Source organism: Roseovarius atlanticus, assembly GCF_001441615.1.
Taxonomy (GTDB): Bacteria; Pseudomonadota; Alphaproteobacteria; order Rhodobacterales; family Rhodobacteraceae; genus Roseovarius; species Roseovarius atlanticus.
On the sequence record NZ_LAXJ01000016.1, the window covers coordinates 38,465 to 63,697 of the forward strand.

18 protein-coding genes and 1 pseudogene are annotated in these 25,233 nt (G+C 58.6%); 7 read left to right on the forward strand and 12 right to left on the reverse strand.

The annotated features are described in order from the left end of the window. Positions 1-44 precede the first annotated feature (44 nt). The 5 genes from XM53_RS13930 to XM53_RS13950 all read right to left on the reverse strand — a co-directional run bounded on the left by XM53_RS13930 (position 45) and on the right by XM53_RS13950 (position 3,943). Positions 45-662, reverse strand: a complete 618-nt coding sequence (locus XM53_RS13930) for an NAD(P)H-dependent oxidoreductase (protein WP_057794329.1) — start codon at positions 660-662, stop codon at positions 45-47. Between the two features lie 265 nt (positions 663-927). Beyond that, positions 928-1,563, reverse strand: coding sequence for an NADPH-dependent F420 reductase (locus tag XM53_RS13935; protein ID WP_057794331.1), 636 nt, complete (start codon positions 1,561-1,563; stop codon positions 928-930). A gap of 25 nt (positions 1,564-1,588) precedes the next feature. Then, the gene (locus tag XM53_RS13940) at positions 1,589-2,350 is read right to left on the reverse strand and encodes a carboxymuconolactone decarboxylase family protein (protein WP_057794333.1); all 762 of its coding nucleotides are present in this window, start codon (positions 2,348-2,350) and stop codon (positions 1,589-1,591) included. Between the two features lie 108 nt (positions 2,351-2,458). Next, positions 2,459-3,355: a LysR family transcriptional regulator gene (locus XM53_RS13945; RefSeq protein ID WP_057794559.1), complete on the reverse strand. Its 897-nt coding sequence runs from the start codon at positions 3,353-3,355 to the stop codon at positions 2,459-2,461. 123 nt (positions 3,356-3,478) lie between these two features. Beyond that, a complete protein-coding gene (locus tag XM53_RS13950) occupies positions 3,479-3,943 on the reverse strand; it encodes a (R)-mandelonitrile lyase (RefSeq protein WP_057794334.1) in 465 nt (154 codons plus the stop codon). Positions 3,944-4,208: 265 nt separating this feature from the next. Here XM53_RS13950 and XM53_RS13955 point away from each other — a divergent pair, with 265 nt between their 5' ends. After that, positions 4,209-4,664: a cyclophilin-like fold protein gene (locus XM53_RS13955; protein ID WP_236544501.1), complete on the forward strand. Its 456-nt coding sequence runs from the start codon at positions 4,209-4,211 to the stop codon at positions 4,662-4,664. An 86-nt stretch (positions 4,665-4,750) separates the two neighbouring features. Then, entirely contained in the window at positions 4,751-5,497 is a 747-nt protein-coding gene (locus tag XM53_RS13960) for an SDR family oxidoreductase (RefSeq protein ID WP_057794336.1), read from the forward strand. Here XM53_RS13960 and XM53_RS13965 read toward each other — a convergent pair. Next, positions 5,468-5,863 (reverse strand): cupin domain-containing protein, encoded by a 396-nt coding sequence (locus XM53_RS13965; protein ID WP_328586678.1) that lies wholly within the window; start codon positions 5,861-5,863, stop codon positions 5,468-5,470. The two genes, XM53_RS13960 and XM53_RS13965, sit on opposite strands and share 30 nt — an antisense overlap. Positions 5,864-5,911: 48 nt before the next feature. Then, a complete protein-coding gene (locus XM53_RS13970) occupies positions 5,912-6,364 on the reverse strand; it encodes a thiamine pyrophosphate-dependent enzyme (RefSeq protein WP_057794338.1) in 453 nt (150 codons plus the stop codon). Between the two features lie 150 nt (positions 6,365-6,514). On the opposite strand from XM53_RS13970, the pseudogene XM53_RS13980 reads away from it, so the two are divergent. After that, a pseudogene (locus tag XM53_RS13980) lies at positions 6,515-7,681 on the forward strand (gamma-glutamyltransferase family protein); the annotation flags it as partial. Between the two features lie 195 nt (positions 7,682-7,876). Here the strand turns inward: XM53_RS13980 and XM53_RS24050 are convergent. Then, positions 7,877-8,089, reverse strand: a complete 213-nt coding sequence (locus XM53_RS24050) for an SH3 domain-containing protein (RefSeq protein WP_408006070.1) — start codon at positions 8,087-8,089, stop codon at positions 7,877-7,879. A gap of 279 nt (positions 8,090-8,368) precedes the next feature. Here XM53_RS24050 and htpX point away from each other — a divergent pair, with 279 nt between their 5' ends. After that, a complete protein-coding gene (gene htpX / locus XM53_RS13985; RefSeq protein WP_057794344.1) occupies positions 8,369-9,292 on the forward strand; it encodes a zinc metalloprotease HtpX in 924 nt (307 codons plus the stop codon). 198 nt (positions 9,293-9,490) lie between these two features. Here the strand turns inward: htpX and XM53_RS13990 are convergent, their stop codons facing one another. From XM53_RS13990 to XM53_RS23065, 3 genes are all read right to left on the reverse strand, one after another. Further along, a complete protein-coding gene (locus tag XM53_RS13990; protein ID WP_057794346.1) occupies positions 9,491-18,166 on the reverse strand; it encodes a Tc toxin subunit A-related protein in 8,676 nt (2,891 codons plus the stop codon). Positions 18,167-19,229: 1,063 nt separating this feature from the next. Continuing rightward, entirely contained in the window at positions 19,230-20,216 is a 987-nt protein-coding gene (locus XM53_RS13995) for a response regulator (protein WP_236544502.1), read from the reverse strand. Between the two features lie 136 nt (positions 20,217-20,352). Further along, positions 20,353-20,598, reverse strand: coding sequence for a hypothetical protein (locus XM53_RS23065; protein ID WP_144435542.1), 246 nt, complete (start codon positions 20,596-20,598; stop codon positions 20,353-20,355). 518 nt (positions 20,599-21,116) lie between these two features. Here XM53_RS23065 and XM53_RS14000 point away from each other — a divergent pair. From XM53_RS14000 to XM53_RS14010, 3 genes are all read left to right on the forward strand, one after another. Next, complete coding sequence (locus XM53_RS14000) at positions 21,117-21,860, forward strand: class I SAM-dependent methyltransferase (protein ID WP_408006071.1); 744 nt, start codon at positions 21,117-21,119, stop codon at positions 21,858-21,860. A 24-nt stretch (positions 21,861-21,884) separates the two neighbouring features. Continuing rightward, positions 21,885-22,574, forward strand: a complete 690-nt coding sequence (locus tag XM53_RS14005; RefSeq protein WP_057794350.1) for an N-acyl amino acid synthase FeeM domain-containing protein — start codon at positions 21,885-21,887, stop codon at positions 22,572-22,574. A 211-nt stretch (positions 22,575-22,785) separates the two neighbouring features. Beyond that, complete coding sequence (locus XM53_RS14010) at positions 22,786-24,249, forward strand: sensor histidine kinase (RefSeq protein ID WP_082631021.1); 1,464 nt, start codon at positions 22,786-22,788, stop codon at positions 24,247-24,249. A gap of 267 nt (positions 24,250-24,516) precedes the next feature. Here the strand turns inward: XM53_RS14010 and XM53_RS14015 are convergent, their stop codons facing one another. Beyond that, complete coding sequence (locus tag XM53_RS14015; RefSeq protein WP_057794352.1) at positions 24,517-25,233, reverse strand: PIG-L deacetylase family protein; 717 nt, start codon at positions 25,231-25,233, stop codon at positions 24,517-24,519.

Below are 25,233 nucleotides of genomic sequence, written 5' to 3' on the forward strand. Positions count from 1 at the left end.
TCACCTCACAAGCTTGGTCTGGCAAAGCTGTAGGAGGGGCTGGTTTAACTTTGAAGCCGATCGATCAACCGCTGCCTGTACTCGGGAAGTTCCGAAACTGAAATCGACTTAAACGTAAGCGGGCGCAAATAGATCATCCCGGCGTGCGAAGCGCTGGCCTCCATCGGGGTGAAGACGTCTTCCAGATCGACACCAATTCTGCCTGTCTTACCATACGTGGATTTGCCGCCAGCTGCGGTTGTGACAAGAAGCATCTCCTTGCCTCGCCACAATCCGGGGCCAACCCTGCCCCAGACGTCATTCAAATACGCCTTCATCATTGGCGTGATGTTAAACCAATGCGTCGGGAACATGAACACGATCCGGTCATGCTGCCGAATGATTCCGCGTTCGTTTTGCGCGTTAATGGCACGCGTATCGAAACCGTAGATTGTTTCTAGATTTCGTACTGTCACCCCATTTACACTCTCGGCCGCCTGTTGCAGCCCTTTGTTAAACACGGATCGTTCCGGATAGGGGTGTGAAGCGATCAAAAGTGTTTTGATGTCCGTGTTGTATGGCTTATCGGCGGTCTGCGCCTTCGCTGCGCGACCCGTGACCAACCCGCTGGCAAGTGTGGCGGAAAAAAGCAGTTTAGCCTTCACGAATTCACGTCGTTTCATACCAGTCTCTCTTCCATCAGCCCGCTTTTGCGCTGCCCCCGGCCGCGCTCGCACATTACAACCTTCGACTGAAAGGCGGGAAGCTTGTGCCAATCTGTCCAACCACCTGACTTACAGTCTAGTTGAGCGCCGGGAGTGCGTCCGAGCACTTCGGCTCTGAAAAGCAACTCAAGTTTTACGTTGCTTGCGAAACAATTCGCTGAACCTACTTCCGATGTGTCGCTTCCAGATCTGATGATCTTCATCATTCGACTTTCCTGTACCGTCAGCGAAATTTTGTGAAATGATAGGTCAGGGCCGGGCCGCCTGGCTGTGCATAGGCCAACTCCGCCGTGACCATAGCAAAGGGCTCCACGAAACGCCCAGTGCGCAGCCCCCCCGCCTCCAGTGGCTGGAATCCTGCGTCCCGGATCAGGTCTTGAGCAACTTTCTTTGCAGAAAGACTTTCGCCGTAGATCAGGACCTGCGGAGGCGGTGTTTCGCCTTTTCGGGCAAAAACTGGCTCGAAGGCCTCTGATGGCACGGTGTTGAAGCATGAAACCCAACGGGCATCGGGAAGACGGCGCGCCAGCTCTTCCGCGCCCGAAGTCGTCGTGCCCAGAACGAGCTCCGAGTTGGCATCGTTCAGAGGAACGCAGCAGTTCAACACAACTCGGTCTTTGAGCGCGCCCGATTGTTCGAGCACATCCGGAACACGGCTCCAGTGGACAGCCAGAAGCAGCGCATCGGCATCGCGCACTGCCTCTGACACCGTCGCACTCTGCCCGCCACATTCGCGAGCGAGCCGGTCCAGCTTTGAAGTGCTGCGGGAGTAGGAGAACAGCACGTCATGCCCGCAAGTCGCCCAGATCCGGCCCAGTTGCGACCCCATCAGGCCGGAGCCCAAAATACCAATCTTCATGCCGTTTTCCTTCTCTTCGCCTGACTCAGTCCGCGCGGTTCTCGAACACGTCTTTAGCAACCGGCATTGCCGAAAAGACTTTGGGCCAGCCCGCGTAGAATGCCAGATGCGACAGCATCTCGCCGGCCTCTTCTTGCGTCAGGCCATTATCCATCGCCCGGTTGAGGTGGAACGTCATCTGTTCCGGCTGGCCAGCTGCGATCAGCGCCGCGACCGTCACCAAGCTGCGGTCGCGCGGCTCGAGCGCGGGGCGACGCCAGAGGTCGAGGAAGAGAAGCTGTTCAGTATCATCGACCACGCCTTGGCTGACGCTGCCATAAGTTCCTTGTACGAACTCCTGGCGGTTTGCCTCAGCTTCCTCGTCATATGGCAGCAGCTCGGGGTCGACCGCGGGCAGCTCTTCTGCGGTGATGCCGTGATCGTCGAAAACTGGTGCGGCGGCTTTGGCGGCGGCGGTCGCATTGCCCCAGCCTGTATAGAAAGCGAGGTGCGTGATTGTTTCGGAAATCTCTGCCGCGGTCACACCCGCGTCCAATGCCAACGCGAAATGAACCTCAAGTGCGCCTGTTTCGTGCCGGGTCATCAGTGCCGCAAGCGTGACAAGCGCTCGGTCGCGCGGCGACATAGCGGCGTCTGTCCAGACCTCGCTGAAGAGCGCGTTGTTGGAATAGGCCTCAAGCGCCGGGGCGACCTTGCCCACGGCCTCTGGCAGTGTTTGCGTTGCGTCCTGGGCCACGGCGGCGCTGGTCATCAGACCGAGGGCGGAAGCGGTGAGAAAGGTCTTCATCGGGGAATCTCCTTGGTTCGCTGTGATGTTCCCCTCATATGGTGTGAACGCCGCTCGCCTTAATGGCCGGGATGCTCAAGCCATTCATGATCCCTTCTCATCAATCCCTCAGCTCTTTTCACGGAGCGCATCCAGCACGACACCAAACGCCGATGAAGGCCGCTGGCGACTGGGATAATAGAGGTGGAAACCGGGGAAATAGGGGCAATACTCCTCAAGACACAGGCGCAGCGCCCCGCTGTCTAGATGCCCCTGCGCCAGCCGCTCGGGCACCAGCGCCAGCCCGTGCCCGTCCTTGGCGGCCCGCAGCACCGGGTTGATCGTGTTGAACACCGCCTGTCCCTGCACCTTGACCCGGATCTCGGTGCAATCCTTGTCCTCGAACTCCCACGCGTAAAGCGCGCCGTGGTTCGTGAGGCGAAGGTTGATGCACTGGTGCCCGGTGAGGTCTTGCGGCACCTCGGGCGTGCCCGCCACGTCAAAATAGGCGGGTGCCCCGACGCAGATCATTCGTTCATCCGGGCCAATGCGCATCGCGATCATGCCATCGCTCACCTGATCGCCGTACCGCACGCCCGCATCGCACTGGCTTTCGGCCAGATCGGTATAGCCATAGTCCATCACGAACTCGACCTTCACGTCTGGGTATTCCTTCAACACCGGAGACAGCTTGGGCCAAAGCAGGGACTCGATGGCATACTCAACCCCTACGATCCGCACCGTCCCAGACGGCGCGCCCTGAGAGGCGTTTAGCGCATGAAGACGCGCCTCGATCTTTTCCAGACAAGGGTTCAGAGTGGCGAGCAGGTCCTCGCCCTCCAGCGTCGGCGCGACAGAGCGCGTCGTGCGCGTTAGAAGCCGCAGACCAAGGCGCTGCTCCAGCCCCTTGATCGTATGGCTGAGCGCAGATTGCGACACGTTGAGCCGTGCTGCGGCCCGGGTAAAGCTGCGCTCTTCGGCCACGGCGGCCAGCGCGATAAGGTCCTGGATATTCTCTCGAAGCATGAGGGCGCCTTGGATCTGCGGATCGATGATCACGTCGGTTGCCCCTCAGAATATATGTCGAATTTTCATGTGTCGAAGAATTATGCCGCCCCGCCGAATGAATGGGCGGAGCGGCAAGAGTCGCTACTCGGCCCCGTATTCGGCGTCGGTCACATGCTCGCCCCAGACGACGTTCTCACCGTCGGCGAACTGCTGCACCGCGATATGCGTGACAACCGTGCTGTCCGTCGCGCCATGCCAGTGCTCGACTTCCGGCGGACACCAGATCACGTCGCCGGCCTGCATGACGTGGCGCTCCTGACCGCGTTCCTGTACCCAGCCGGTGCCCTCGGTCACGATGAGCATCTGGCCCGCCGGATGCGTGTGCCAGGCCGACCGTGCGCCGGGCAGGAAGGTCACTTTGCCCGCGTTCACGGCAAAGGGCTCGTTGGCGGGGAAAACCGGTTCGATATAGGCGGTGCCGGTGAAGAGATCGGCATCGCCGATAAAGCCCTCTTGATCGCTCGCGCGAGTGATTTCCATGGATTGCGCGAAGGCGCCGGGCGCGGCCAGCCCCAGAGCAAGTGTGGGTCCCAGAATTCGTGTCATGTCGAAAAATCTCCTTTTGGCTGCGTTTATGGGTCGGTCACCGCGACCGTCCCGACATGAACGGCTACCTAAAGCGCGTGATGGCCCGGATCATGGGCGGCATTCGGCAAGCGGACATGAGGAGGGTTCATGAATGATTGCCCTCATCACTCGGCGAACAATGTCACCCATTCATGAGGCGCCTTCATGAGAGGTAGAGATTCAGCGGGGATTATCCCGCGCCGCCATCGGCGTATATCTCCCTCATCACCAAGGAGGGCTGACCATGATCGCGCCGAAGACAGCACTTAATCGCCTAGCCATCGCGGCCCTGACGATCAGCCTTGCCCCCGCCGCAGAGGCAACCGACCAAGGAAAGGAGGCCGCCATGACCGAAATCAGAGTGATCTTCGGGGAAAAGACCCTGACAGCCACGCTCGACACGACGCCGGTGACACAGGATTTTGCGGCGCTTCTGCCTCTCGACCTGACGCTGAGCGACTACCACGGGATTGAGAAAGTCGCGGACATGCCGCGCAAGCTGGACACCAGCGGCGTACCGGACAGCTATGAGCCCAAGGCCGGTGACATCACGCTTTACGCGCCCTGGGGCAATCTGGCGATCTTCTACAAGCCATTCCAGCGCTCGCGCGGTCATGTGCGGCTAGGTGCCTTTGACGGGCCGATCGACATGCTTGTCCGCAACGGGGATTTCCCTGTCCGCATCGAGGTGGCGGACTAGGCCACCGCAAACCTAACCCACCCAAACCGCGCAGGGCTTGAACGCTCTATCCGTTCCAAACCTGCATCCAAACGAAAGGACACATCATGACCGACAACATCACAGGCAAAGTCATCGTCATCACCGGCGCTTCCTCTGGCATGGGCGAGGCCACGGCCCATGATCTGGCCGCCAAGGGCGCGAAACTGGCCCTTGGCGCACGCCGCAAGGATCGGCTCGACAGCATCGTCAAGAACATCACCGACGCGGGCGGTGAGGCTGTCGCGGTGGAAACCGACGTGACCAGGCTAGAGGACGTGCAGGCGCTCGTCGCGAAGGCCAAGGACAGCTTTGGCCGCGTCGACGTCATCTTCAACAACGCGGGCCTCATGCCTCTGTCGCCGCTCGAAAGCCTACGGATCGACGAGTGGGACCAGATGATCGACGTCAACATGAAGGGCACGCTCTACGGCATCGCCGCCGTTCTGCCGATCTTCAAAGAACAGAAATCAGGGCAGGTCATCAACGTGTCCTCGGTTTACGGCCATATCACCGTGGCCTCAGGAGCGGTCTATTGCGCCACAAAGCACGCTGTGCGCTCACTCTCCGAAGGTCTGCGCCAGGAGGTCAAGGATTACAACGTGCGCGTAACCGTGATCTCGCCGGGTGCCGTGGATACCGAGCTGAAGCAACACATCACCGAGCCCGAGCTCGGCGATAATGTGCGCGACTTCGTCAAACAGATCGCCGTTCCGGCCACCACGATGGCCGACATGGTGTCTTTCGCTGTGTCCCAACCGGAAAACGTCGACGTGAACGAGATCCTATTCCGCCCCACCGTTCAGCCAGTATGACCGACCAAAGGGCCGCTCCGCACCGCGGTGCGGCCCTATATTGGCCTGCGTATCTGGCGAAGTCCACCGGCTTTCATTGGCACACTTGATTTCTATCTCGACGAAAGACATCTGCTCCGAGTCGGCATTGATCACGTTGTGCTCGATCCCGGCGTCTCGGCGATAGGCCGTGCCCGCCGGAACGATGAACTGATGGCGATCTCCGCATGGCTCTATCAGCTCCATCTGGCAGTCAGTCAAAGCCACGATCACATAGTTGAATTCTTGGACGTGCCAGCCGGTCTCCTGTCCCGGTTTGAAATCGAACCGGGTGACGCTAGCAAGTGTATCCTCAATAAGCGGTATGGCCTCACATTCAGTTTTCAATAAACAATCCCTTATGAATTCGGCTTCAGCATAGGATCCGATGATGAGCTATCCGGCCGTCAGGTCTGCTTCGATCAGGACAGGTCCAGCCTGTTCCGTCGACTGAGCGAACAAAGCATCGAATTCTTCTACCGTCGTCGCTAGCTTGGCCGCGACCCCCATGCCCCGCGCCAAGGCACGCCAATTCAGATCCGGGTCGCGCAACGACATCATCCCGTGCGCCTTTTCTCCAGGTTTCGAAACGCCCACGTTGCGCAACTCACCTTTCAGGATCTCGTAAGACCGGTTGGACAGGATGATCGAGACAATATCCAGACGCTCGCGGGCCATAGTCCAAAGCGCCTGCAGCGTGTACATACCCGAGCCGTCCGCCTGTAACACCACAACCTTTCGGTCTGGACAGGCCACAGCTGCGCCTACGGCAAGCGGCAGACCGATCCCAATAGCCCCTCCGGTGATCTTGAGTCGCGTATGCGACGCCGCCACGGCCAGTGCCGCCATAATCGGTGCCCCCGAGGTCAGAGCCTCTTCGTGTCCGGGATCAGCGCCCATGGGACAGATCGGCGTGATTGCATAACGGAGGATTTCTGGCTCATCTGAACCGTCAAGGAGTGAAGATGAGACGCAAATCCGGAACACCAAAAGGGTTGGGCCGTCCGTCCGCACGTACACGAGTTTTGGTCGGAACCTTCCCGCATGGGACGGGTGGCCAATTCCGACCGCATTGCCCATACGTCCGCCAGCCGCGCGCTTTATTGTCGGGAAGATGGCAGCCCGAAACAGGTTGGCGACGAGGTGGTCAATCCCGACCTCGCCCAGACCCTCAGCCAAATCGCAGATGAGGGCGCAGATGCGTTTTACAAGGGCGAAATCGCGGCCTGCATCGCATAGGACATGCAAGAGCATGGCGGACTGCTGTCAGCGCGTGATCTCGAAGGTTATGAAGCGAAGATCAACCCGCCGCTGACCTCCCGCTACCGGGACTTCACTGTCACCACCAACCAGCCGCCGGGCGGCGGCCTGATGCTCGCGCAAATGCTTAATATCCTTGGCCAGTTCGACCTGGCGTCCATGGGCCACAACAGCCCCGACTACGTCAGAACGGTCGCCGAGGCGATGAAGTATGCCACGATCGATAAGGACCGCTTCATCGGCGACCCCGACTTTGTCGACGTACCTGCTGACCGTATCTTGTCAGAAGACTATGCGGCAGAATTGGCCGACCGGATCAAAAGCGGCGAAAAAGCCGACGTTCCGCGTTTCGACCCCGCCGGCCAGTGCCGCGACACAACGCAGATTTCGATCGTCGATGGCGACGGGATGTGCGTTTCGATGACCCATTCCCTGGGGATGCCGTCGGGCGTCGTTACCGATGGCCTGGGTTTCATGTACAACGGATGTATGGGCGTCTTCGATCCGCGCCCTTGTCTGGCTTGTTCGATTGCGCCCGGGAAGGCACGGTTCAGTTCGGTATGTCCATCAATCATCTTCCGGGACGGGGCTCCTTATGTCGTCATCGGCGCTCCGGGCGCGACGCAGATCGCGATGGGTGTCCTGCAAGCCGTTTTGAACGTGTTGGATTTCGACTGCTCGATGTCCGAAGCCGTGACGCGACCGCGTTTCTCGGCAACGAGCAACGCCATCGACGTTGTCAATCGTATTCCGAGATCGGTTACCGAAGAAGTCGAGGCGCTGGGGTACGAGGTAATTCGCGACGCGCGAAGCTATGGGATCGCATGGGTTCATGGCATCCGCATCGCGGAAACTGGCCTCGAAGGCGGCGCCGACCCCGCGACTGATGGCATGGCTTTACCCTGAAAATCACAGCCAAGGAACCTGCTATCTGCGCTATCATCAAGGCAGACATTGACGCCGTGTCATCGAAAGACCGCTTTGTCCGCATGGGGGACATCTGACGATCTTGATACCTTCGCAAGCAGTCATTTTTTGCTAGAAATCTAAGATTGCCGCTTATGACAGTCAGTCCACACTCTCCAAATAGCAATGTGCCGGTTAATCGTCCGGGCCGGTCTGGATGCAGTGCTTCAAAACCCAGCCTTCAAGTTGGCCGTCAGTACCCCGAATACGGATCTTTGCGAAATTCCCAGATTGGGACAGGAGCGTTACTTGATCGCCCTGCATGAAACTACCGATCTGGTCAGCGCCTGGAGCGGATCGACGAACGATGGCTAAACTGCTTACTTGCTCGATGTGAGCTTTCCACACTTACCTAGATCGCAGGACCGGTGAGATTTTGGGTCTTTTCGAAATGAAGCAAATTGGAAGCCTGATCTGACTGATTACAATCATCCGCCATATCCAGCCAGCAACAGCATGTACGTTTAAAGTTCTGCATGGCCTCCTCCAGCGGCTCATGATCGTTCAATGTCTCTGCACTCCGGACTTTTTCACACCGACTGCATGATGAACGCGCCACCTGCTTGTACCCGACGGGAACCCACCCATATTTTGTGTACGCCAAGGCCTGAGCTCCAGGAGGCTAAGATGGGTTACACGAAAACGGCAATTCTGATGGCGGCTATGACCGCGCTCTTTATGGGCGTGGGCTACTTGCTCGGTGGATCCGGCGGCGCTTTGATCGCGCTGGCTGTTGCCACAGGCATGAACGTTTTCACTTGGTGGAACTCCGACAAAATGGTTCTGCGCATGCACAACGCGCAACCAGTCACGCGGGATGATCGGCTTGGGCTACACGCCATGACGATGGAACTTGCGCGCAATGCAGGCCTACCCGAGCCTGAGCTTTACCTGATTGACACGCCACAGCCCAATGCCTTCGCAACGGGCAGAAACCCCTCCAACGCCGCGGTGGCTGTGACATCGGGCCTCGTCCAAAACCTGAGCCGCGAGGAACTGGCCGGCGTGATTGCTCACGAACTGGCACATATCCGTAACCATGACACTGCGATCATGACCGTCACCGCAACATTCGCAGGTGCGATTTCAATGCTCGCCAACTTCGCACTCTTTTTCGGCGGATCGAGAGAGCGTCTTGGTCTACTCGGCACGCTTCTCTTGATGATCCTCGCACCGCTCGCCGCAGCTTTGGTGCAGATGGCGATCAGCCGGACACGGGAATACGCGGCCGATAAGGCCGGTGCTGAAATTTGCGGGCAACCGATGTGGCTTGCTTCGGCCCTTGAAAAGATCGCTGTCGGCTCGGCCAGGATCGACAACGAGGCGGCTGAGCGCAATCCAGCAACTGCGCACATGTTCATCATCAACCCATTGCACGCACACAAGCATGACAATCTTTTTGCGACCCACCCCGCGACAGAGAAACGTGTCGCCGCCCTGCGCGCGATGACACAACAGCCTCGGCAAGCCTCACAGCGGGGCCCCCAGCCAACCGTCCAAAGCCATATTCCAAGAACGCGAAGAGGTAACCGCGCAGGACCTTGGTCCTGAAACCTCAGCTTGCCAAGCCCTGTGTCCGAGTTCAAACGCTCGTGTTCCAAATCATCTTGAGACGAACAGTCGATACGTCGCGAGAAGGGTTTCTTGCAGGATGTCGTCGAACACGACGCAACACGTGGTCACGAATACAAGCGCCGCGCCAGACTAATTGCTTCATCAAGAGCCGCTTCGCCCGAAAGAGAGACGAGGTCAGGTGATCCCGCCGGAATAACTCGGGACGATCAAAACGTCCCGGATGTGACCCGCCAGAAGGCGATCGCGCGTCGCTTCTGCAAAGGTCAGGCGCAGGCTCCCGGTCACAGGGCCGTCCAGAAGATCATTCAGTGCCGCACCTGTGCTGTTCCGCGTGCTGATCCTGCCCTCGACCGTTTCGACCGCCCCGCCGACAGTGACTGCGCCAGACGAAGGCGTGAAGAGGATGGCGTCGAAGACCGTTTCTTCACCATCGGTCGAAACCACGGCGATCAGAAGGTGATCGAGCGACAGTTTATCCAGATTGACAGGATAAAGTCCGCGCGCAAGGGCGACGGCAATGCTCAGGGGATCACCCTCGTCCGCTGCGGCCCCCAGCGTCTGCCACGCGCTTGGATAGTCGCCACGTAAGCTCAGGATCAGATCACCTGTGCGGTCGCGGCCCAAAGCGTTGCTGACCTGATCGGCGTATAGTGGGCTGTGAAGTGCGGTGCCTTCTATGCGAAAGGTCATGCCCGCAATAGCATCGAAATCAAACAGGGCATTCGCCCCGCGATCCGCCACCAGTCGCCAGGACTGTTCGAAACCCGTGCCTTCGAAAGCGCCTCGGACACCTTCGGACCGCGGTATCATCGACAAAAGCCTGTCGCCCTCGGGCATGCCGGTCAAAAAGCGTGTCTCGGGGAGGCCGCGGACCAAAGTACTCGCTGCCGTTTCCGGTCTCACTACCACTCGCGACATGCCACGGGATTCGAGCGTCATCGAAAGACCTTCACCCGAAAGCGACAGCGCCTGCAGACCGATCGAGACCGTAGAGATCGATGCGGCGTAAAAGCCAGGCAGCTGCTGCTGGAACGCCTGACGTGTCGTGTCAAATTCCAACACCCCGGTTTCGCGGAAGCGTTGGAAACTCTCACTATCCAGCAGCGCCAGATCAAGCTCCATCTTGATCGGTACCCGCTGGGTGAGGGACGATGTCGCATAAAATTCCAGGCGCGAAAGATCACGCAGAAGTCGTGCCGACCCCGTCAATCCGCGCAGGTCCGCATCAATATCTCCATTCGGCTGGCTGTTGAGATCGACCTGCCAATAGTCCCCCGCGACGATGCCGGCCGGAAGGGCGAAGCGTTCGAAGGCCAGCGCTTGCTCGGCAAGCTGTCCTATGGCCGTGGCGCGCTGCAGGACATCCCGGTACGCCTCGCCCAGAATCGAGGCCATCCATCGATACGCCTCGGCGGGCAGGTTCTTCATCTGCAGGAAAGTAAGGATATCGGCGGCGTGGCTCAGCTCCAACTCGGCTATGGCTTGATCGGCTCTGGCCAATTCCAATGCGAACTGCTCCGTCAGGATTTCTTGGGTCCCGATCTCGATATCCTGCCGTGCCAGATCACGCTTGATCTTCCAGTCTTCCGACCGACGCTTGAGATCCCCGCGGAACCCTTCGAGCGCGGCGATATTGATCTTCTTGCCGCCGCCCTCTTCCTTCAGCAAGAACGTGATCAGCTTGTCCAACCCCTTGGCGGCAGTATCCACGCCGCTTGCCACACCGCCCGGGCCGGGATCCTCGATCTGGTCGATTGCGTCGATTGGATTTTCAGGCAATTCAAGCTCCGACAACTCACGCGTGAGGCTGACGAGGTCGGTTATGCTGGAGAAGGGGTTCGTGAAGCCCGTGAAGCTTGCGCCAAGGCTACCGAGCGACCCGAGAAACTTGAACAGCTGTTTCAATGGGTTCGATTCGCCCGTCTTCAGATAACTCTTGATCACGTTGTCTTCGTGTTTGTTATTCCCCGCCTCGATAAGCGCGTTGTAATGCTCCGCGCCAATGATCGCATGCTCACGCTGGCGACGCGCAAGTTCGACATTGGCCTCACCCGCTCCGACTGCCAGCGCGCTGCGCGTCACTCGGGCTTCAGCCACCTGAAGACTCTGTTCGACCTGCAACAGATTCAGCCGCTCTCTGTCTTCACCTTCCAGCGCCGCGAGATAGCGCGCTTCGATCTGTGCGGCGACGTTGGCAAGCATGCGCGCTTGCGGCAAAAGCGTTCCATAGCGCACGGGAACAGGTGGAACGTCGACTTGCGCTGGCGCACCTGGGGCAAGTCCGGTTCGGCCAATCCCGATCGGCCCGCCGTATGGGTCATAGACACGTTCATAGCCGGCAACGTTGCGGCACGTGCGAATTCGATCCAGAGCCGTCTCGGCCCGGCGCCGCAGCGCCTCCAATTCAGGATTTTGCGGAATGCAGAAGCTCAAGACCGTTCCGGTGACGCGGTCTGTCAAGCTCAGGCCGGCCAGACTGATTGCCGCCAGTGGCGATGCGGCACGAAGGTGGTAGGCGCGCAACAGCCTAGTGTCTATCGTCGATCTTTCTGGTGTGCGGCGGTCGCGCGGATCGAGAATCGGCGGATCGAGGTCGCGCGTCGTCAGCCATGTGCCAGCAACATCAAGCTCCGCCCGTGCTGAGTCGATGCGCGCGATCAGATCGGCGCGTCTTCGCTCGCCAACCCGAAACGTTTGGCTGAGAAGCGCCCGGTCGTGGTTCGTCGCAAGCAGGCGCGACTCTGCGCGCGTCATGATGCGTGCGCGCGTTTCAATCCGTGCAGAGACAGGACGCCGTCGCGGTCTGCGCGGCCGGACTTCGCCAAGCCGTTCACGCATGCGCGCGACCGTTTCGCCCTGTGGAACAGATGGATCGCGCGCAATCGCGATCAGATCGTCGACCGTTTCCCGCACGATGCCAGGAGACGGCAGTTCGCCTAAGACAAGCGTGAAATCGTCAATTGGCAGGTCGGGCTGATCCTCCAGTTCGAACCGCAGCCTTCCGATGATATCGGCGCAACGGTCCACACCGGTCAGGCCGCGCAATCGCGCCAAAAGCTCCAGCGCCCGGCGATAGAGGTCGCGTGCCTTCGAAATGGTTTCGGGCAGATCGCGTGCAAAGTTGGCGTCTGCCTCTGCGACAAGACACGCGATGATACTCAGCATAACCCTGCGCGTATCGCTTTCACGGCGGGTCAGCGCAACCGCGTGCACGTCGTCGGGATCGCGCAACCATGTGTCGATGGCGTTGAACGAAAGCGGCCTGTCTTCCTCCTCGATCAGCCCGTAGGAAATCTTCCGAGATCCAGCATCGGCACCTTCGTCGTATACGGTGCGATACCATTCTTGCGCTTCGGCGTGGTGTCCCGCGGCGCAGAGTGCGTCTCCGAGCATGATCGGCACAAGAACAGACCGCTCCCGCAGCAGCGCCTGGATCGAGGGCGGGCCGTCTTCATTCTTGGTGTAAAGGTTCTCGCTGCCATCCCGCCTGTCGAGTAATTCGCCTGGATCTTCGGGTGGCAAGATCTGCGGTTCGGCCGACGTGTTGAGCGTGATCCGCTGATCGCCGATAGCGCTGATGCCCCCGCCCGAGCGGCGCACGACCGTCCAGAAAGCGCCACTCCCGGTATCGTTGGGCAAGAACTCCTTCCAAAGCGCGACAGGCTTTCGGTTCTCCAGACCCGGCAAATGGTCGTAGCCGGAAGTGCCTGCGATTCTTTGCTCTCGGATGCCTCCGGAAAACGAAGCCGACACGCTGACAGACGACGTGCGCTGTACAAACTGGATCGGTTTGACGCTGCCATCTTCCTCATCGTCGAAATTTGGGTCCCAACCAAACTCGATCATTGGTTCGGAGATGCTGTTGAGGAAGGTCTGACGTATCAGCGACCGGATGCCATGGCGGTTTTCGGTCAGGCGACGAACCTGATCGTCGAGAAACGTCCACCAATAGGCAGGGCTGGCAAACGGGTTGGTCTGGGTCAATTCGTCCAATGCTTCGATGAAAACATCGATTGCGAAGTTCTTGTACTGAATCAGGTAGAAGTTTCGCTCATTCTCGTCTGCGATGTAGGCGGCTTCGTTGTCGACCCAGTCTTCGTGGATCGCATTGAATTGGAAACTCGTCATGGTCAGCAGTTCGTAGAGCGTACCATTGAAGGGTGCGAGTTCAGGATGCGGAAGCTGATCACCGAACTTCTCGTCAGTATTCGGAAAATTGAGCGGGTTGAGGCTGGACGTGCTGCCCTGAGGCACATTCGCGAGCGGGATCACGACCAGGTAGGGCTGGAATCCTGAGAAACTGAACAATTGCGGGTCATCGAGACTTACGCCAAGCTCGTTGCGAAATCGTTCTTCAATGTTCTCAATGAACAGCTCTTCGAAACGCAGATCGTCGTCCGGTATCCCAACGCGCGTCGCGGCGATGTCCGCGACCGTGTACCGCGACGCTCCAGGCGGGTTCACGAAGGAAATAAGCTCGTTGCGGTCCGGCCATCCGATCGCACCGGCAAATTCCGCAAACCCTGAGCCGATAGAAATCCGGTCGAAGTCGTCGTTCTGGAAGGGCTCGACCAGCGACACGGTTCGGAAATCGTTTCCTCCGTCGCCGCCGATGATCAAGGCGGCTTCATCGTCTCGGATCTGGACGAAATCGAGAAGCCGGCCGCTGGCCGACGGGCCCTGAATGGGACGCCACTCATCCGTCCAGCCCCTGAGATCCTGCTTCATGCGGCGGATGTAGAGGCCACCGCCTTCGGTATGGACCGCCACAAGAGTTGGCGTGCTTGCGAGCGCCAGATCGAAACCGCTGCCATCCGGGACATACTTCCTCAGAACGGATGCGTCGAAGCCTTTCTCCCGCGCCTCTTGCGGCACGGAAAGGTTGCGAGGGCCGCGCCATTTGCCGGTCTCAAGCTCGAAGCGGCACAGGAGCAGCGTGGCGGCGCCAGCGTTGCTGTCTTCCGCAAGAAGGACAATGGAAGCCTCGCCCTGCCCACCATGCAGAGTAGCGCCCAAGAGCCGCGTGACGTTTCCCAGGCGGCCCAGCGGACGCCACGTCGTGCGTGTGTCTCCGGCATCATCGGCAGGGTCGAGCATGGCCCAGTAAACCAGGCCGGAATCCGCATGACCAAACAGGAAAAGCCGATCAACCACAGTCGCACCGCCCGGATCGCATGCGTCATCTGGCGGCAGGAAGGTCGGGGCAAGGCAAGTGGCGGACACCTCGAGCCCGCTGATATCATCGAAATACGCAGCATAGGCCGTTGCCAGTTCGCAGGCCTTCGGCGGGGTAAGCTGGTTCGGCATGTTGGCGACCAAACGCTCGAGCCCGTGCGAGGCCCCGCCGGGAAGCACGCGGCTGGTGAGGTTCTCCGGCCACAGGAAGGCGAACAAGGCGGCACGCCATTCCTGGTAGCTGAGTAGGCTCCTGGCAGCGACAATGTTCTCGGCATCGATGGCGACATTGTCGAGCGCATCGGTCAGCGTTCCGTCGAGCACACCGCGCAGAAGCCGCTGCAGCGTCTCGATCGCGAAGGCGACCCGCGTAGTGCATTGGCAGCCACCGGCATCCATGGCCACAAGCAAACGCGTGTCCAGGTCCGAGGCCCGCTCGGCCAGGGTCTGTCCGGTCAACGGACCGCGCCGGATCAGGGCATCCCGGAGGATGTGCAAAGATAACTCTTCGGCATCTGAAACGACACGTTCGAGCGTGGCGAATGCCACGTTCACCGCGTCGTCCCTGACACGCCAACGGCGCGACCATCGGCGCGCAAAGGCCGCGCGACCAGTGACATCGAACGGCACACGGCCCTGATCGACCTGTTTGAATAACCGAGGATGCAAGGCAATCCCGCCATCGCGCTCCTCCGCCCGCCATTCCGTCGCGCGCAGCCGTTTTTCGACGTCGATCAGAATGGCGCCGATGAGAGCCCACTGATCGGCCAGCAACTGCAGTCCCGCAGCCGCGCGATGCCCGAACGCCACAACTGCGCGGAACGCCGGCGGGTCGAAGGCAAGTTGCTGGATCGCCCGCTCGATATCGTGACCCGCAGCCTCACGTTCCACGAGCGCATCGATGCGGTCCTGCAGATCAGGCACAACCGACTCCGCCAGTACCGCTTCAAACTGCGCTGCGACGCCGCCCGCACCGCTGCGTGCTATGGCAAAGGCAGAACGGCGTCCATCGGCCCATGCCTGTCGCGAAGAGAGAAGACCCAAGGCAGCATCACGGTTAATCTCGTGCGCAAAGGGCTCGTATCCGGGCTCCAGGAACTGCACGATTTCCGCGGGCGTCAGGTGGGCTGGGTCGATCACAGGATCCCCGCTGCGACGCTGCAGGGCCGCGCGCCATCCCGACACCAGATCGTTCGCGACAAGCAGCGATGGCCGCGGCATGTCGGGAAGGTCGGGCTGGTGGAACAACGCAGAGGACAATCCGATGTTCTCATCGATCTCGGCGGCGATCCAATCGGGCCACAGGCTGCGCGCATGCCGGCCCACGAGAATATTTGCGGCATCCTCCAGGATTTCCGGATCGCTCAGCGCCGGATCGCCCTCGGCATCCAGCATCTCTGCAATTTCGACGGCGCGAACAATGGCGCTCACATCCAGCAGGAGTTGGTCCTGGGTTTCCGCTTGCGCATCCGCCAAAGCTTCGGGGCTCGCAGGAACGGCGCCGGTCAGCGTGTCCCGCAGGGCCTGCAACTCAGCGAGGCTCCGCCCCAGCCGGTTAGTGATCTCGCCCAGTAGGCCAGCAGCGCCGGCAGAGGTCGTGATTGCGGTGCGCTCTGCGTCCAGTGCGTCGCGACGTTCAGTGTAAAGGACAAAAACGGGATTCGTGGCGTCCCGCGGCAAGCGGATTACGGTATCGTCTATGATCCTAGGATCAATGGCCGGCCGTACTTGGTCTGGCCCCCATGGGTCGTTGTCACCATCTTCGGCCAGCCATCGGCGCCCTATCTCTGCCAATTGCAACCGCAAGACCAGAGCCATTGGCACATCGGCGGTATGGGGAATGTCGGTGCGGCGCAGGCCAAAGAGCTCTTGCAGTGATGCTTCGTCAGGCGCGTCTGCCAGAACGATCTCAGGCAGATCGCCCACTGCCACTTTAAGCCGCTGGGCCAGCTGATTGCGCAAGCCGTCAAGCGACGGATCGAGCGCCTGCGCTACCAACAAATCGCTGAGCGTGACACTGTAGGCAGACAAGAGCGCAGCATAGACAGTTCGTCTGTAGTCGGCATAGCGCCCATTGAAGACAGTTTCACCAGGGTTCGCAGCTCCGCCGGTAAACGACCAAAGGACTTCGATCGCCAGACGTATATGACGAAACTTTTCATTTACGCCGTCGCATTCGGTCGTCAGATCGCTGAAAGGTTGGTGAAATCCCTCTTCCAATTGGTCCAGCGTGATTGGCACTCCGGCGGACACGACATTGACGGTCATCCAGTCCAGAAGGTGCGCCAGATAAGCACCAGGGCTCAGCGCCGAATTGCAATCGCTGCATCCGCATTCCGCGATATCGTTGAAGATATCCTCGAAATCGGCTGCTTCGGGTGCCCCGTCGACATCTTCGTCATCCCCCTCGTCGTTCTCTTCGCCAAAAGTGAGCCACGCATCGCCGACGAGGCGGGCCACATGCGCTTCGTAGATCCGAGCGCCCGCGTGAAACGCGGCGGCGCGCTCTGACCCGCCCAGACCGTCGCCGACAATCTCGAGAAACCGCGCCCGATCGATACGGGCGATACCAAGCGGTCCGTCGAACCCGGTCTCTTCCAGCGCTCTGGCGATACCGGGTTCAATACCGGCCGCATGCCACCGTGCGGTTCGATGCACGCGCGTGAAATCGTCGGGATCTACCCCTTCGACCCCACCGTCAGCGCGCAATATCTCAGCGACGGTGCGAATTCCGCGGTCTGCCAACAGTGTCACGGCCGGATCGTCGGAGATGTCGCTCAGACCGATGTCGCCCGGTCGGGCCTCCGGTGACAGCGCTACGCGAACCTCAATTTCGCTTTGATCTGGCGCAAGAGAGACAGATGCATCCGCTATCTGCTGTCCAGTCAGGTCAAACAGGGCGAGGTTCAAACTTCGCGAAGCGCCCTGGTCAAAGGCCAACATGAACGCCACCCGCCCGGCACGATCCGTCCGCAAACCGGTCAGAGCAATCGCGGCGCGCTCGTCCGACAACGAAAGCGCGGAATTCGCAATTGGACGACCGTTGCGATCATCGAGAATTTGCAGACGGACGCGCTGCGCCGGTCGTCGGTCCTCCGCCGGCCGTCTCGAAGACAGCAGCGCCGCGATGGTCTCGGCACTTTTTACATCCGCAGGAACAATGTTGTCTGCAATGGCTTGTCGAAGCAAGCGTGCGATGTCGTCCGCGGTGAGAGCGAATAGGTCGAATCCGGAAGGATCCGTGCAGTACGAAAGTAGCCCGTATGCGGCTGCCAGTCCGATACCTGTATCAAGCTCCCACTGCTCCGCGGCGGCAAGGCGCGATATCAACGCCAGTTCGTCTTCCGCGTCAAACCGCTGCACACGGCAAAGCGCCCGGGCCGCAAACTGTTTTTCTTCGTCGCTGAGCTTGCGGACACGCGAGGTTCCCACCGCCCGCGCCAAGGCCGCCCGCAAAAGCTCAAATTCGCTTTTCGCCTCGGTTCGCCGGGCTGCTGGTAACAACTGCAACGTCACATCAGCAAGATTTTCCGGAGGGCAAAAGTATGTCTCGGAAACCGCTTTCAGCCCTCTGCCCTGATCGAACGCCCGAAGTTCCAGATGCGGCGGCCGGTCCGCCGGCACCTCATACGCCAACGTGAACTCACCGAACTCATCGATCGCGTCCGAAGCCAAAACTCTTCGCCGGCGTAACTCGCGCCGGTAAAGAACAATCGATGTACCTTCGGGCGCCGGCGCGCCGGATGAGTCCAAAACCTGCCCAGAGACTGAATATCGCGTCATAAAAACACCCGCTATGTTCGAAAATATATATGTTACAGAAACTTAGGAGGAGCCGAAGCCATAAAGAGAATAACAATCAGAGGGCATTCAAAAAAAATCGGCTCTACTCAAGATAGAATACGGCTTCGGACGGAACAAATGGCGGATTTTCTGGTTTCGCCGGTGCGCCCGGCGAGTTCTTGCCGAAAGGTTGCTGAACCTACCTGTAAGGTCTCGGACGATCACATGTCCGTCGTCAGATGATTTGGAACACGTTGGCCTGACGGTTAGCGGAGGCTCTGGCTCTTTCATGGTTTAGGCTACGCGGCTGTCTGGCGATGAAGCAAGCGCCGCTTCTCGATTGTCTTCTGTTTGATCTCCTTTCGTCGTCTGAGGATGGTGTCTGTCCTTGACGACCTTTTCGGCCGACCCTTTTGGTGTTCCGGATTTGTGTCTCATCTTCACTCCTTGACGGTTCAGATGAGCCAGAAATCCTCCGTTATGCAATCACGCCGATCTGTCCCATGGGCGCTGATCCCGGACAGTCGACATGTCTTGGAAGTCACTCAAGCCAAATTTTGAGAAGTGCCCCTCCAGAATCGCAGCCACATCTCTGTGCATCTGCCTGGCTTCTTCGGTTTCCCAGTCCCAGCCGCGCCTTTCATGAATTTTCTTGTTCTTGAAATGCGATCTCAATCTTGCACCTCATCTACTCGTTCACGGTTCGGCCAGTTTCTCACGGTGGGAATTCTTCACGGTCCGATGGTCAATGGCTCTGATAAGCAGGGGTGCGCCGATTGAGGACTGCAGAATAAGGTGCGTGCCGCTGCGACCCTCTTCGCGTAATCGGCGACCGCCGCCGCTGCATAATTCGCGACCGGCGCCTCCTAGACGGAGTGGTGTATTCCGGCTCGTGCTACTGGCCTACTATCGACGTTTGGAGCAATTCCGGGCGGCTATTCCTAGTTTGGAGCCTCTAGAAACCAATGCCGTGCTTGTCGTACCAAAAGTCTTCGAGGTTTCGTGCATGGCGCCCGCTTTCTCTTTCCGCGCTCTCGTGCGCCGTTGCCATCGCATCAACCGCGCTCTGGCCTGACTTCCAGACCAGCCGAACTTGTTCACCGGCCGAAACGAACGCACTGATCGGCGAACCGTCGTTGTTATAAAGCTCCATGCTGCGTAGGATCAGGTTCACCTGATCCGCAAGCGTATCCGGCTTCAATTGCGATCCATACTCCAGAACACAGAGAAAGGTGCCGTTCCCTGCATAGCAAAACAACGCGCCGAACTCTTCGAGTGCAACAGAGATCGCCTCGGCCACATCGGTCACGATGCACTCGTATTCGTAACGGGTAGATTTCCGGTGCAGTTCCTCGATTTCGCGGATGGTGAACCCGATTATGGATGAGCCGAACAGCTTTTTCCTGGACATCAGCGAAACGTAATTCTCAAGCGCCTGATGCGTGATACATCCGTCGACGTCCTGAACGAAAATCGGTTCATGCAGCGCCAGCGTCGCTGAATTCGACGTGATCGTCTCGGTTTTGGAATTGGTCTTTGCGCTCACGACGGTTTGGCTGGCGTTCCGGGACAGGTCGCCGATCAGCTGGACTCGGCCGCGCAGGTTGTCGATATCGAACGGCTTGGTGATATAGTCGCTGGCCCCTGCCGCGAAAGCCCTGTCGATGTAGGACTTGTCGGTCATCGCGGTCAGCATGAGAATGGGTGTCAACTGATACTGCGGTTGCGCGCGCAGCCATTCGCAGAGCGCGATGCCGTCGGTTTCCGGCATTTGAATATCGATAAGGAAGCAATCAATTGCCGGCGTCTCGGGTTTCGCCAGTATTGTATGCGCCTCGGCAACGGATGTCGCAGTGATCACGGTGTGGTCGCCGAGCGTCTGAATGATCAGTTGAAGCAGTTCGAGGATTGTTGGTTCGTCGTCAACAGCGAGTAGATGCATTTCCATGACTCCCGAAAGGTCAGGCGGTTCTCAGACCCGTTGCTGTCTCGTGCAAACTTGTCCGCCTAAACGCGATCTAAACCTCGAAAACCGGCCAAATTAAGTCAACTTTAAGGTGATTCAAAATTTGCCAGCATTATTTCGCGGTATTTGCCCCGACCGAAAGTGTCCGGCGCGATGCACCAAAGGTCGGAGCAAACTGGTTCTGGGTTGCCAGCAAAATTGAGACGCATTCAGCACTCTGCCAATGCCCCGACGACACGAATTTGTCCGACGCATCCCCGGCTGGAGCGGCATTGATGTTGTCATGCGTGGCAACGCCAAGAAAATGCGCAACGAGGTCCAAATCGGTCGGGCCTTCACTAAATGAAGTTATGAACATTACGCCTCCATGACCATTGCGCTATTGCGGATCGCAATTGTTGTCGCGGACGAATCCGGTTCTTTTTTGTCGAAATAGAGAGTTTTTCCCGCGCTTGAGACGTTTGCGCCTTCAAGCTGCCATACTTGGGTTCGTGAACCGCGCCGCGCCGGGGTCTGCGACTCGTCTAACGACATTCGCAGCAGGACGGTTTCTCCAGTTTGCGGATACCGGTCATTCCGCCGGCCCAGAATGCACCGTTGGGCTGAACGGCCACTTGAGCATCCGCGTATTTCTCGACATGCCCGCCAACCGCCTGAGCCCTTGGATGGAAGCTGAAGAGGAAGTGTGGCATATTTGCTTCAAAATTAACCTTCGGTGGAAACAATACACCTAAGAACAACCCTTTGTTGCCACCTCAGCTTGCAAGATCAACCTGAGCTATTAACAATTTGTTAAGGAAAAAGGCCACGTTGCGATTGTTTTCGCACGAGATTTGGAGGTTATCCACATGCCGTCGCAAACGCATTCGGAAGGACGTGTCTGTTTTGAGTTCTGTTGAAACAACGGGCACCCATCACGCGCCGGATGCGGATTGGAGCGCCTATGCAACGGCCTACGACTTACTGTCCAGACACAACCCAGAGTATAAGGCGCTGATGAAGGACTTCGAAGCCTTCCTTTCAAAGATCGAGGCGCCGAAAATCATCTACGACGTGGGCGGCGGGACCGGAAACTATACCGAGATCGCGGCTCGCCTGTGCGCTGACAGCACTATCTGCCTCGTCGAACCCGATCCGGGCATGATGCGGGCCGCCAAGGCAAAACTGAGCGCTCACAAGAACGTAACATACCAAAATGTTGGGCTGGAAAGCGCCAAGGTACCCGACCGCGCCGATCTCGTCATCAGCGTACATTCGCTTTACGCGATGCCAGAGCCGGAGCACCGGCTTGCCGACATCCGCCGTATGTTGCGACCGGGCGGGATACTCTACCTCATCGATCTCGGCCGTCCGATGGATGTCCGGGACTGGCGCAACTTTCTCTTCTCCTCGATCAGGAAAGAACACGGACTGCTCGGTACTCTCAGGATCTTCTGGCAGGGCCGACAGATCGCCAGGCAGAACAAGGCGATCTTCAAGGCACAGCAAGACGGCACATACTGGACCCACACCGCGGCCAAGATTGCGTCGGCCGTCACGGCAGCAGGTTTTGAGATCATCGACCAGCGCTCAGTCTACCGCGGCTACAGCGACCTTCTGGTGTGTCGCGCGACGCCATGAAACCTCAGCTTTGAAGGATCAACCATGAACGAGCAGGTCATCGCGGCTCTCGAGCAGTCCCGCTACGAGGTTCTGACGAAGGACGACGACATGGAAGACGTCTTTCGACTGCGGTACTCTTGCTACCGCGCCGAGGGAGCCGTGCCCGCAAGGGCGGACCAACGGATGACCGACGCGTTCGACGAAACCAAGAATTGTGTGCATGTTGCAGTCAGGGTGGATGGCACGATCCGGGCGGCTGTCCGATTGCATCTGGTTTCGAAACTTTGCCGGACATCGCCGACCCTCGAGGTCTTTCCGGAACTTCTGGACAAGCTCAATGAGGGTCAAACCATTCTTGATCCGACTCGATTTGTCATCTCTTCATCGGCCAGAAAGAGGAGGATCCCGCTGAACTTCCTGACGTTGCGGATCCCGTTCCTTGCGTCGATCTTCTACAAGATCGACCTGGCCTTGGCCCCGGTTCGCGCCGAGCATACGGCGTTTTACCGTCGTTACCTGGGATATGAACCGGCGCTGGAACCCCGCAGCTATCCCGGGCTGGCAAAACCCATACAGCTTCTGACCGCCAATTTCCAGGAACAGCGCGAACAGGTTCTGGCCCGCACGCCGGTCTTCGGTCCGATTAAGGATATTCCGGGGGCGAACATCGAGTTCCCTTCTCTTTCAGGCGCATATGCCCCGTTCAAATCGGGCAGTTCCGAAGCGGCATGACCTAAGGCAGCAAAGTCGGAGCGCAACCTGGGCTGTGAAACATGGCCAGCACTGAGCGTTCGTTTCGCGAAAACCGCTTAACGAGAGCAAACTCTCGCCTTTTTCTGCCTTAGACTGTCCAGCGATTTGCCACTTTCTGCCCGATTAACAGCAGAATTTAAACAAATAGGGTCCTTATGTTCAGCCAACGCGTGCATAAACAGAGGTCGAGATGAGAACGCTATTGAAGGCTTGGTCGCCACCAGGAGACTGGTTCACCTCGCAAGGCCGAGAACAACGGATCAAGGACTACATGGTGCTGTCCAATGGATTGATCTGGCAACGGCAGGCGAGCTTTTTTGCGGCGGCCGTTCTGGCAGCGTTTTACTTCGATCCGCTGTCGGTCTTCGCGTGTTACAGCGTCGTCCTTTTAACGGAGATGCTCGACCAGATCCTCGGAGCGCAGGCCAAGTCCTGGGACGGCGTAGATCCGGTTTTCGGCCGCAAACTGCTGAAACGCATCGCCGCCAACACCGCCATCAGCGCCTTGGCGATCAGCGTGTTCATCGCCAACATAGCCGTCCAGCAGAATGCCGGCGGCCAGTTCACTTCACTTTTCTTCCTCTTCTCGGCGTCGCTCTTCGCGGCAATGTACAACAGCCAGATGATCGGCATCCTCATACTGCGCCTTTCGATCTACAGCGTCACATTTCTTTTCATCGCATTTCTGGATGTCTTGCGTTTCGCACCGCCGATCACTTCCCCGATCTGGCTACAGTTCTTCACGATCATGTTCGTTCTCTATTTTATCGTGGACAACTCCGCGAAGTTCTACCGCGGCTATCAAGACCGTTTGCAACAAATGAAATTGATTGAAGAAGAGAACGAACGGACCAAAGCGGCGTTGGAGATCAAATCGCAATTTCTATCCACTGTTAGCCATGAACTGCGCACACCGCTCACCTCGATCATCGGGTCGCTTGAACTGGTCAACAACGGCGTACTCGGGGAAATGCCTCAGAATTTCAAGCCTGTCATCGACATGGCCACCAAGAACAGCCGCCGACTGGCCAACCTGATAGACGATTTGCTTGACCTGCAGAAGATCGAAGCGGGCGAGATCGACTTCCAGATGGAGCCGATCTGCAGCAACGACCTGGCCAGAGAGGCTATCGACTCCATCTCTGGCTATGCGAGCATGCTTGGGATCAGTCTTGAATTGCACGTTTGCAAGGACGAATGCCAGATCATGGGTGACCGGAAAAGGCTGATACAGGTGATGAACAATCTTCTGTCGAATGCCTTGAAGTTCTCCAAGGACGATGACGCCGTGAAGGTGTTTGTCGAAAACGTTGGAAGCCGCGTTCGTATTTCGGTCGAGGATAAAGGCGCGGGTATTCCCGACTTCGCGGAGGAGCGCGTTTTCGGGAAGTTCAGCCAACTCGATTCATCCGACGTGCGCCGGGTCGGCGGCACCGGCCTGGGACTTAACATTTCGAAACAAATCGTCGAAAGCCACAACGCAGAGATCGGATATGTCAGCGCGCTTGGTGTCGGCTCTACATTCCATGTCGACTTCGAACGGCTCGAGGTAATGGACCGTGACGAGGCAAATGTGGAAAACATGTCCGAAATCTATAGTTGCGACGCGGGTGAATCAGCTGACTCGGCTCCAGAAACTCGAAAAGCGAGTTAGAAAACGTTTCCCGATCCATGAGACGCAGGTTCTCAAGTCTCGTAGTGCCTTGATCCGCGGAATTTGAGGCAGTGATGACAAACCGGTCAGACCGTGGATCGGCCAAACCCGGGGGAGCAGAGCGCCTAGAGCGCGTTGACCAGGTCACTTGCTCTAACCCATGCCGCGGCTGAACCATTTGTTGAACATCGCCGACTGCGCAGCGCAGCACCGGATTCGGCATCCGTACGAAGGCTAATCCATCACTTTGCTCCCTCTTGGATGCTCTCAGATTGCAGGGAAAGACGACACGACGCGCGGGAACAGCGTCTGATAGGCTTCGGCATGCGTGATGCGCGTGCCGGAGTTGAGCCACGCCTGGTTGCCCCGCTGAAGCGCCACGCGCGTGTGATAATCCCACAGCCATTCCTGAGCGTCCATGCACTCGAACGCCTTGCGTTTCAAGTCAAAGACCGGATCGATGTTGAGATAGAGGTCCGGTTTCCAGCCTGAGTTCTCCGGCTGGTGCGGTTCATACATCAATATCGGAACCGGTTTCGCCGAAGGAACCTGCGGATTATGCCCCTTCGCCTGCGAGATGATCTGCGCTTCCTGCGCCACCCGGCTGGTCAGTTCGTGATCGAAATTCCACGGATCGCCCGGCGCGTGGCTCAGGATGAAGGATGGCGCGACCTCGCGGATGGTATCCGCCAGTTGCAGGATCGTGTCCTCCGTGATCCGCATAGGGTAATCCAAGTGCCCCAGCAACCGAAGGTTCGCGCCCAGCACATCCGCCGCCCGGCGGGTTTCATCGGTACGTTCCGCATTAACCCGGTCGAGCGTCATGCCCTCCTGGCGCCACAGCTTCGCGCTCTCACCCCGGGCACCGAGCGACAGGCAGACGACATGCATGTCCCAGCCTTCCCTGGCGTGAAGCGCGATGGCACCGCCCGAGCGCCAGACGAAATCGGCCGCGTGGGCACTGATGACAAGGCCTGATGGCAT

Excerpts from the sequence above, each read along its gene's own strand:
- XM53_RS13930 (WP_057794329.1), bottom strand. The coding sequence starts at position 662 with ATGAAACGACGTGAATTCGTGAAGGCTAAACTGCTTTTTTCCGCCACA.
- XM53_RS13935 (WP_057794331.1), bottom strand. The coding sequence starts at position 1,563 with ATGAAGATTGGTATTTTGGGCTCCGGCCTGATGGGGTCGCAACTGGGC.
- XM53_RS13940 (WP_057794333.1), bottom strand. The coding sequence starts at position 2,350 with ATGAAGACCTTTCTCACCGCTTCCGCCCTCGGTCTGATGACCAGCGCC.
- XM53_RS13945 (WP_057794559.1), bottom strand. The coding sequence starts at position 3,355 with ATGCTTCGAGAGAATATCCAGGACCTTATCGCGCTGGCCGCCGTGGCC.
- XM53_RS13950 (WP_057794334.1), bottom strand. The coding sequence starts at position 3,943 with ATGACACGAATTCTGGGACCCACACTTGCTCTGGGGCTGGCCGCGCCC.
- XM53_RS13955 (WP_236544501.1), top strand. The coding sequence starts at position 4,209 with ATGATCGCGCCGAAGACAGCACTTAATCGCCTAGCCATCGCGGCCCTG.
- XM53_RS13960 (WP_057794336.1), top strand. The coding sequence starts at position 4,751 with ATGACCGACAACATCACAGGCAAAGTCATCGTCATCACCGGCGCTTCC.
- XM53_RS13970 (WP_057794338.1), bottom strand. The coding sequence starts at position 6,364 with ATGGCGGCACTGGCCGTGGCGGCGTCGCATACGCGACTCAAGATCACC.
- htpX (WP_057794344.1), top strand. The coding sequence starts at position 8,369 with ATGGGTTACACGAAAACGGCAATTCTGATGGCGGCTATGACCGCGCTC.
- XM53_RS13995 (WP_236544502.1), bottom strand. The coding sequence starts at position 20,216 with ATGCATCTACTCGCTGTTGACGACGAACCAACAATCCTCGAACTGCTT.
- XM53_RS23065 (WP_144435542.1), bottom strand. The coding sequence starts at position 20,598 with ATGTTCATAACTTCATTTAGTGAAGGCCCGACCGATTTGGACCTCGTT.
- XM53_RS14005 (WP_057794350.1), top strand. The coding sequence starts at position 21,885 with ATGAACGAGCAGGTCATCGCGGCTCTCGAGCAGTCCCGCTACGAGGTT.
- XM53_RS14010 (WP_082631021.1), top strand. The coding sequence starts at position 22,786 with ATGAGAACGCTATTGAAGGCTTGGTCGCCACCAGGAGACTGGTTCACC.
- XM53_RS14015 (WP_057794352.1), bottom strand. The coding sequence starts at position 25,233 with ATGCCATCAGGCCTTGTCATCAGTGCCCACGCGGCCGATTTCGTCTGG.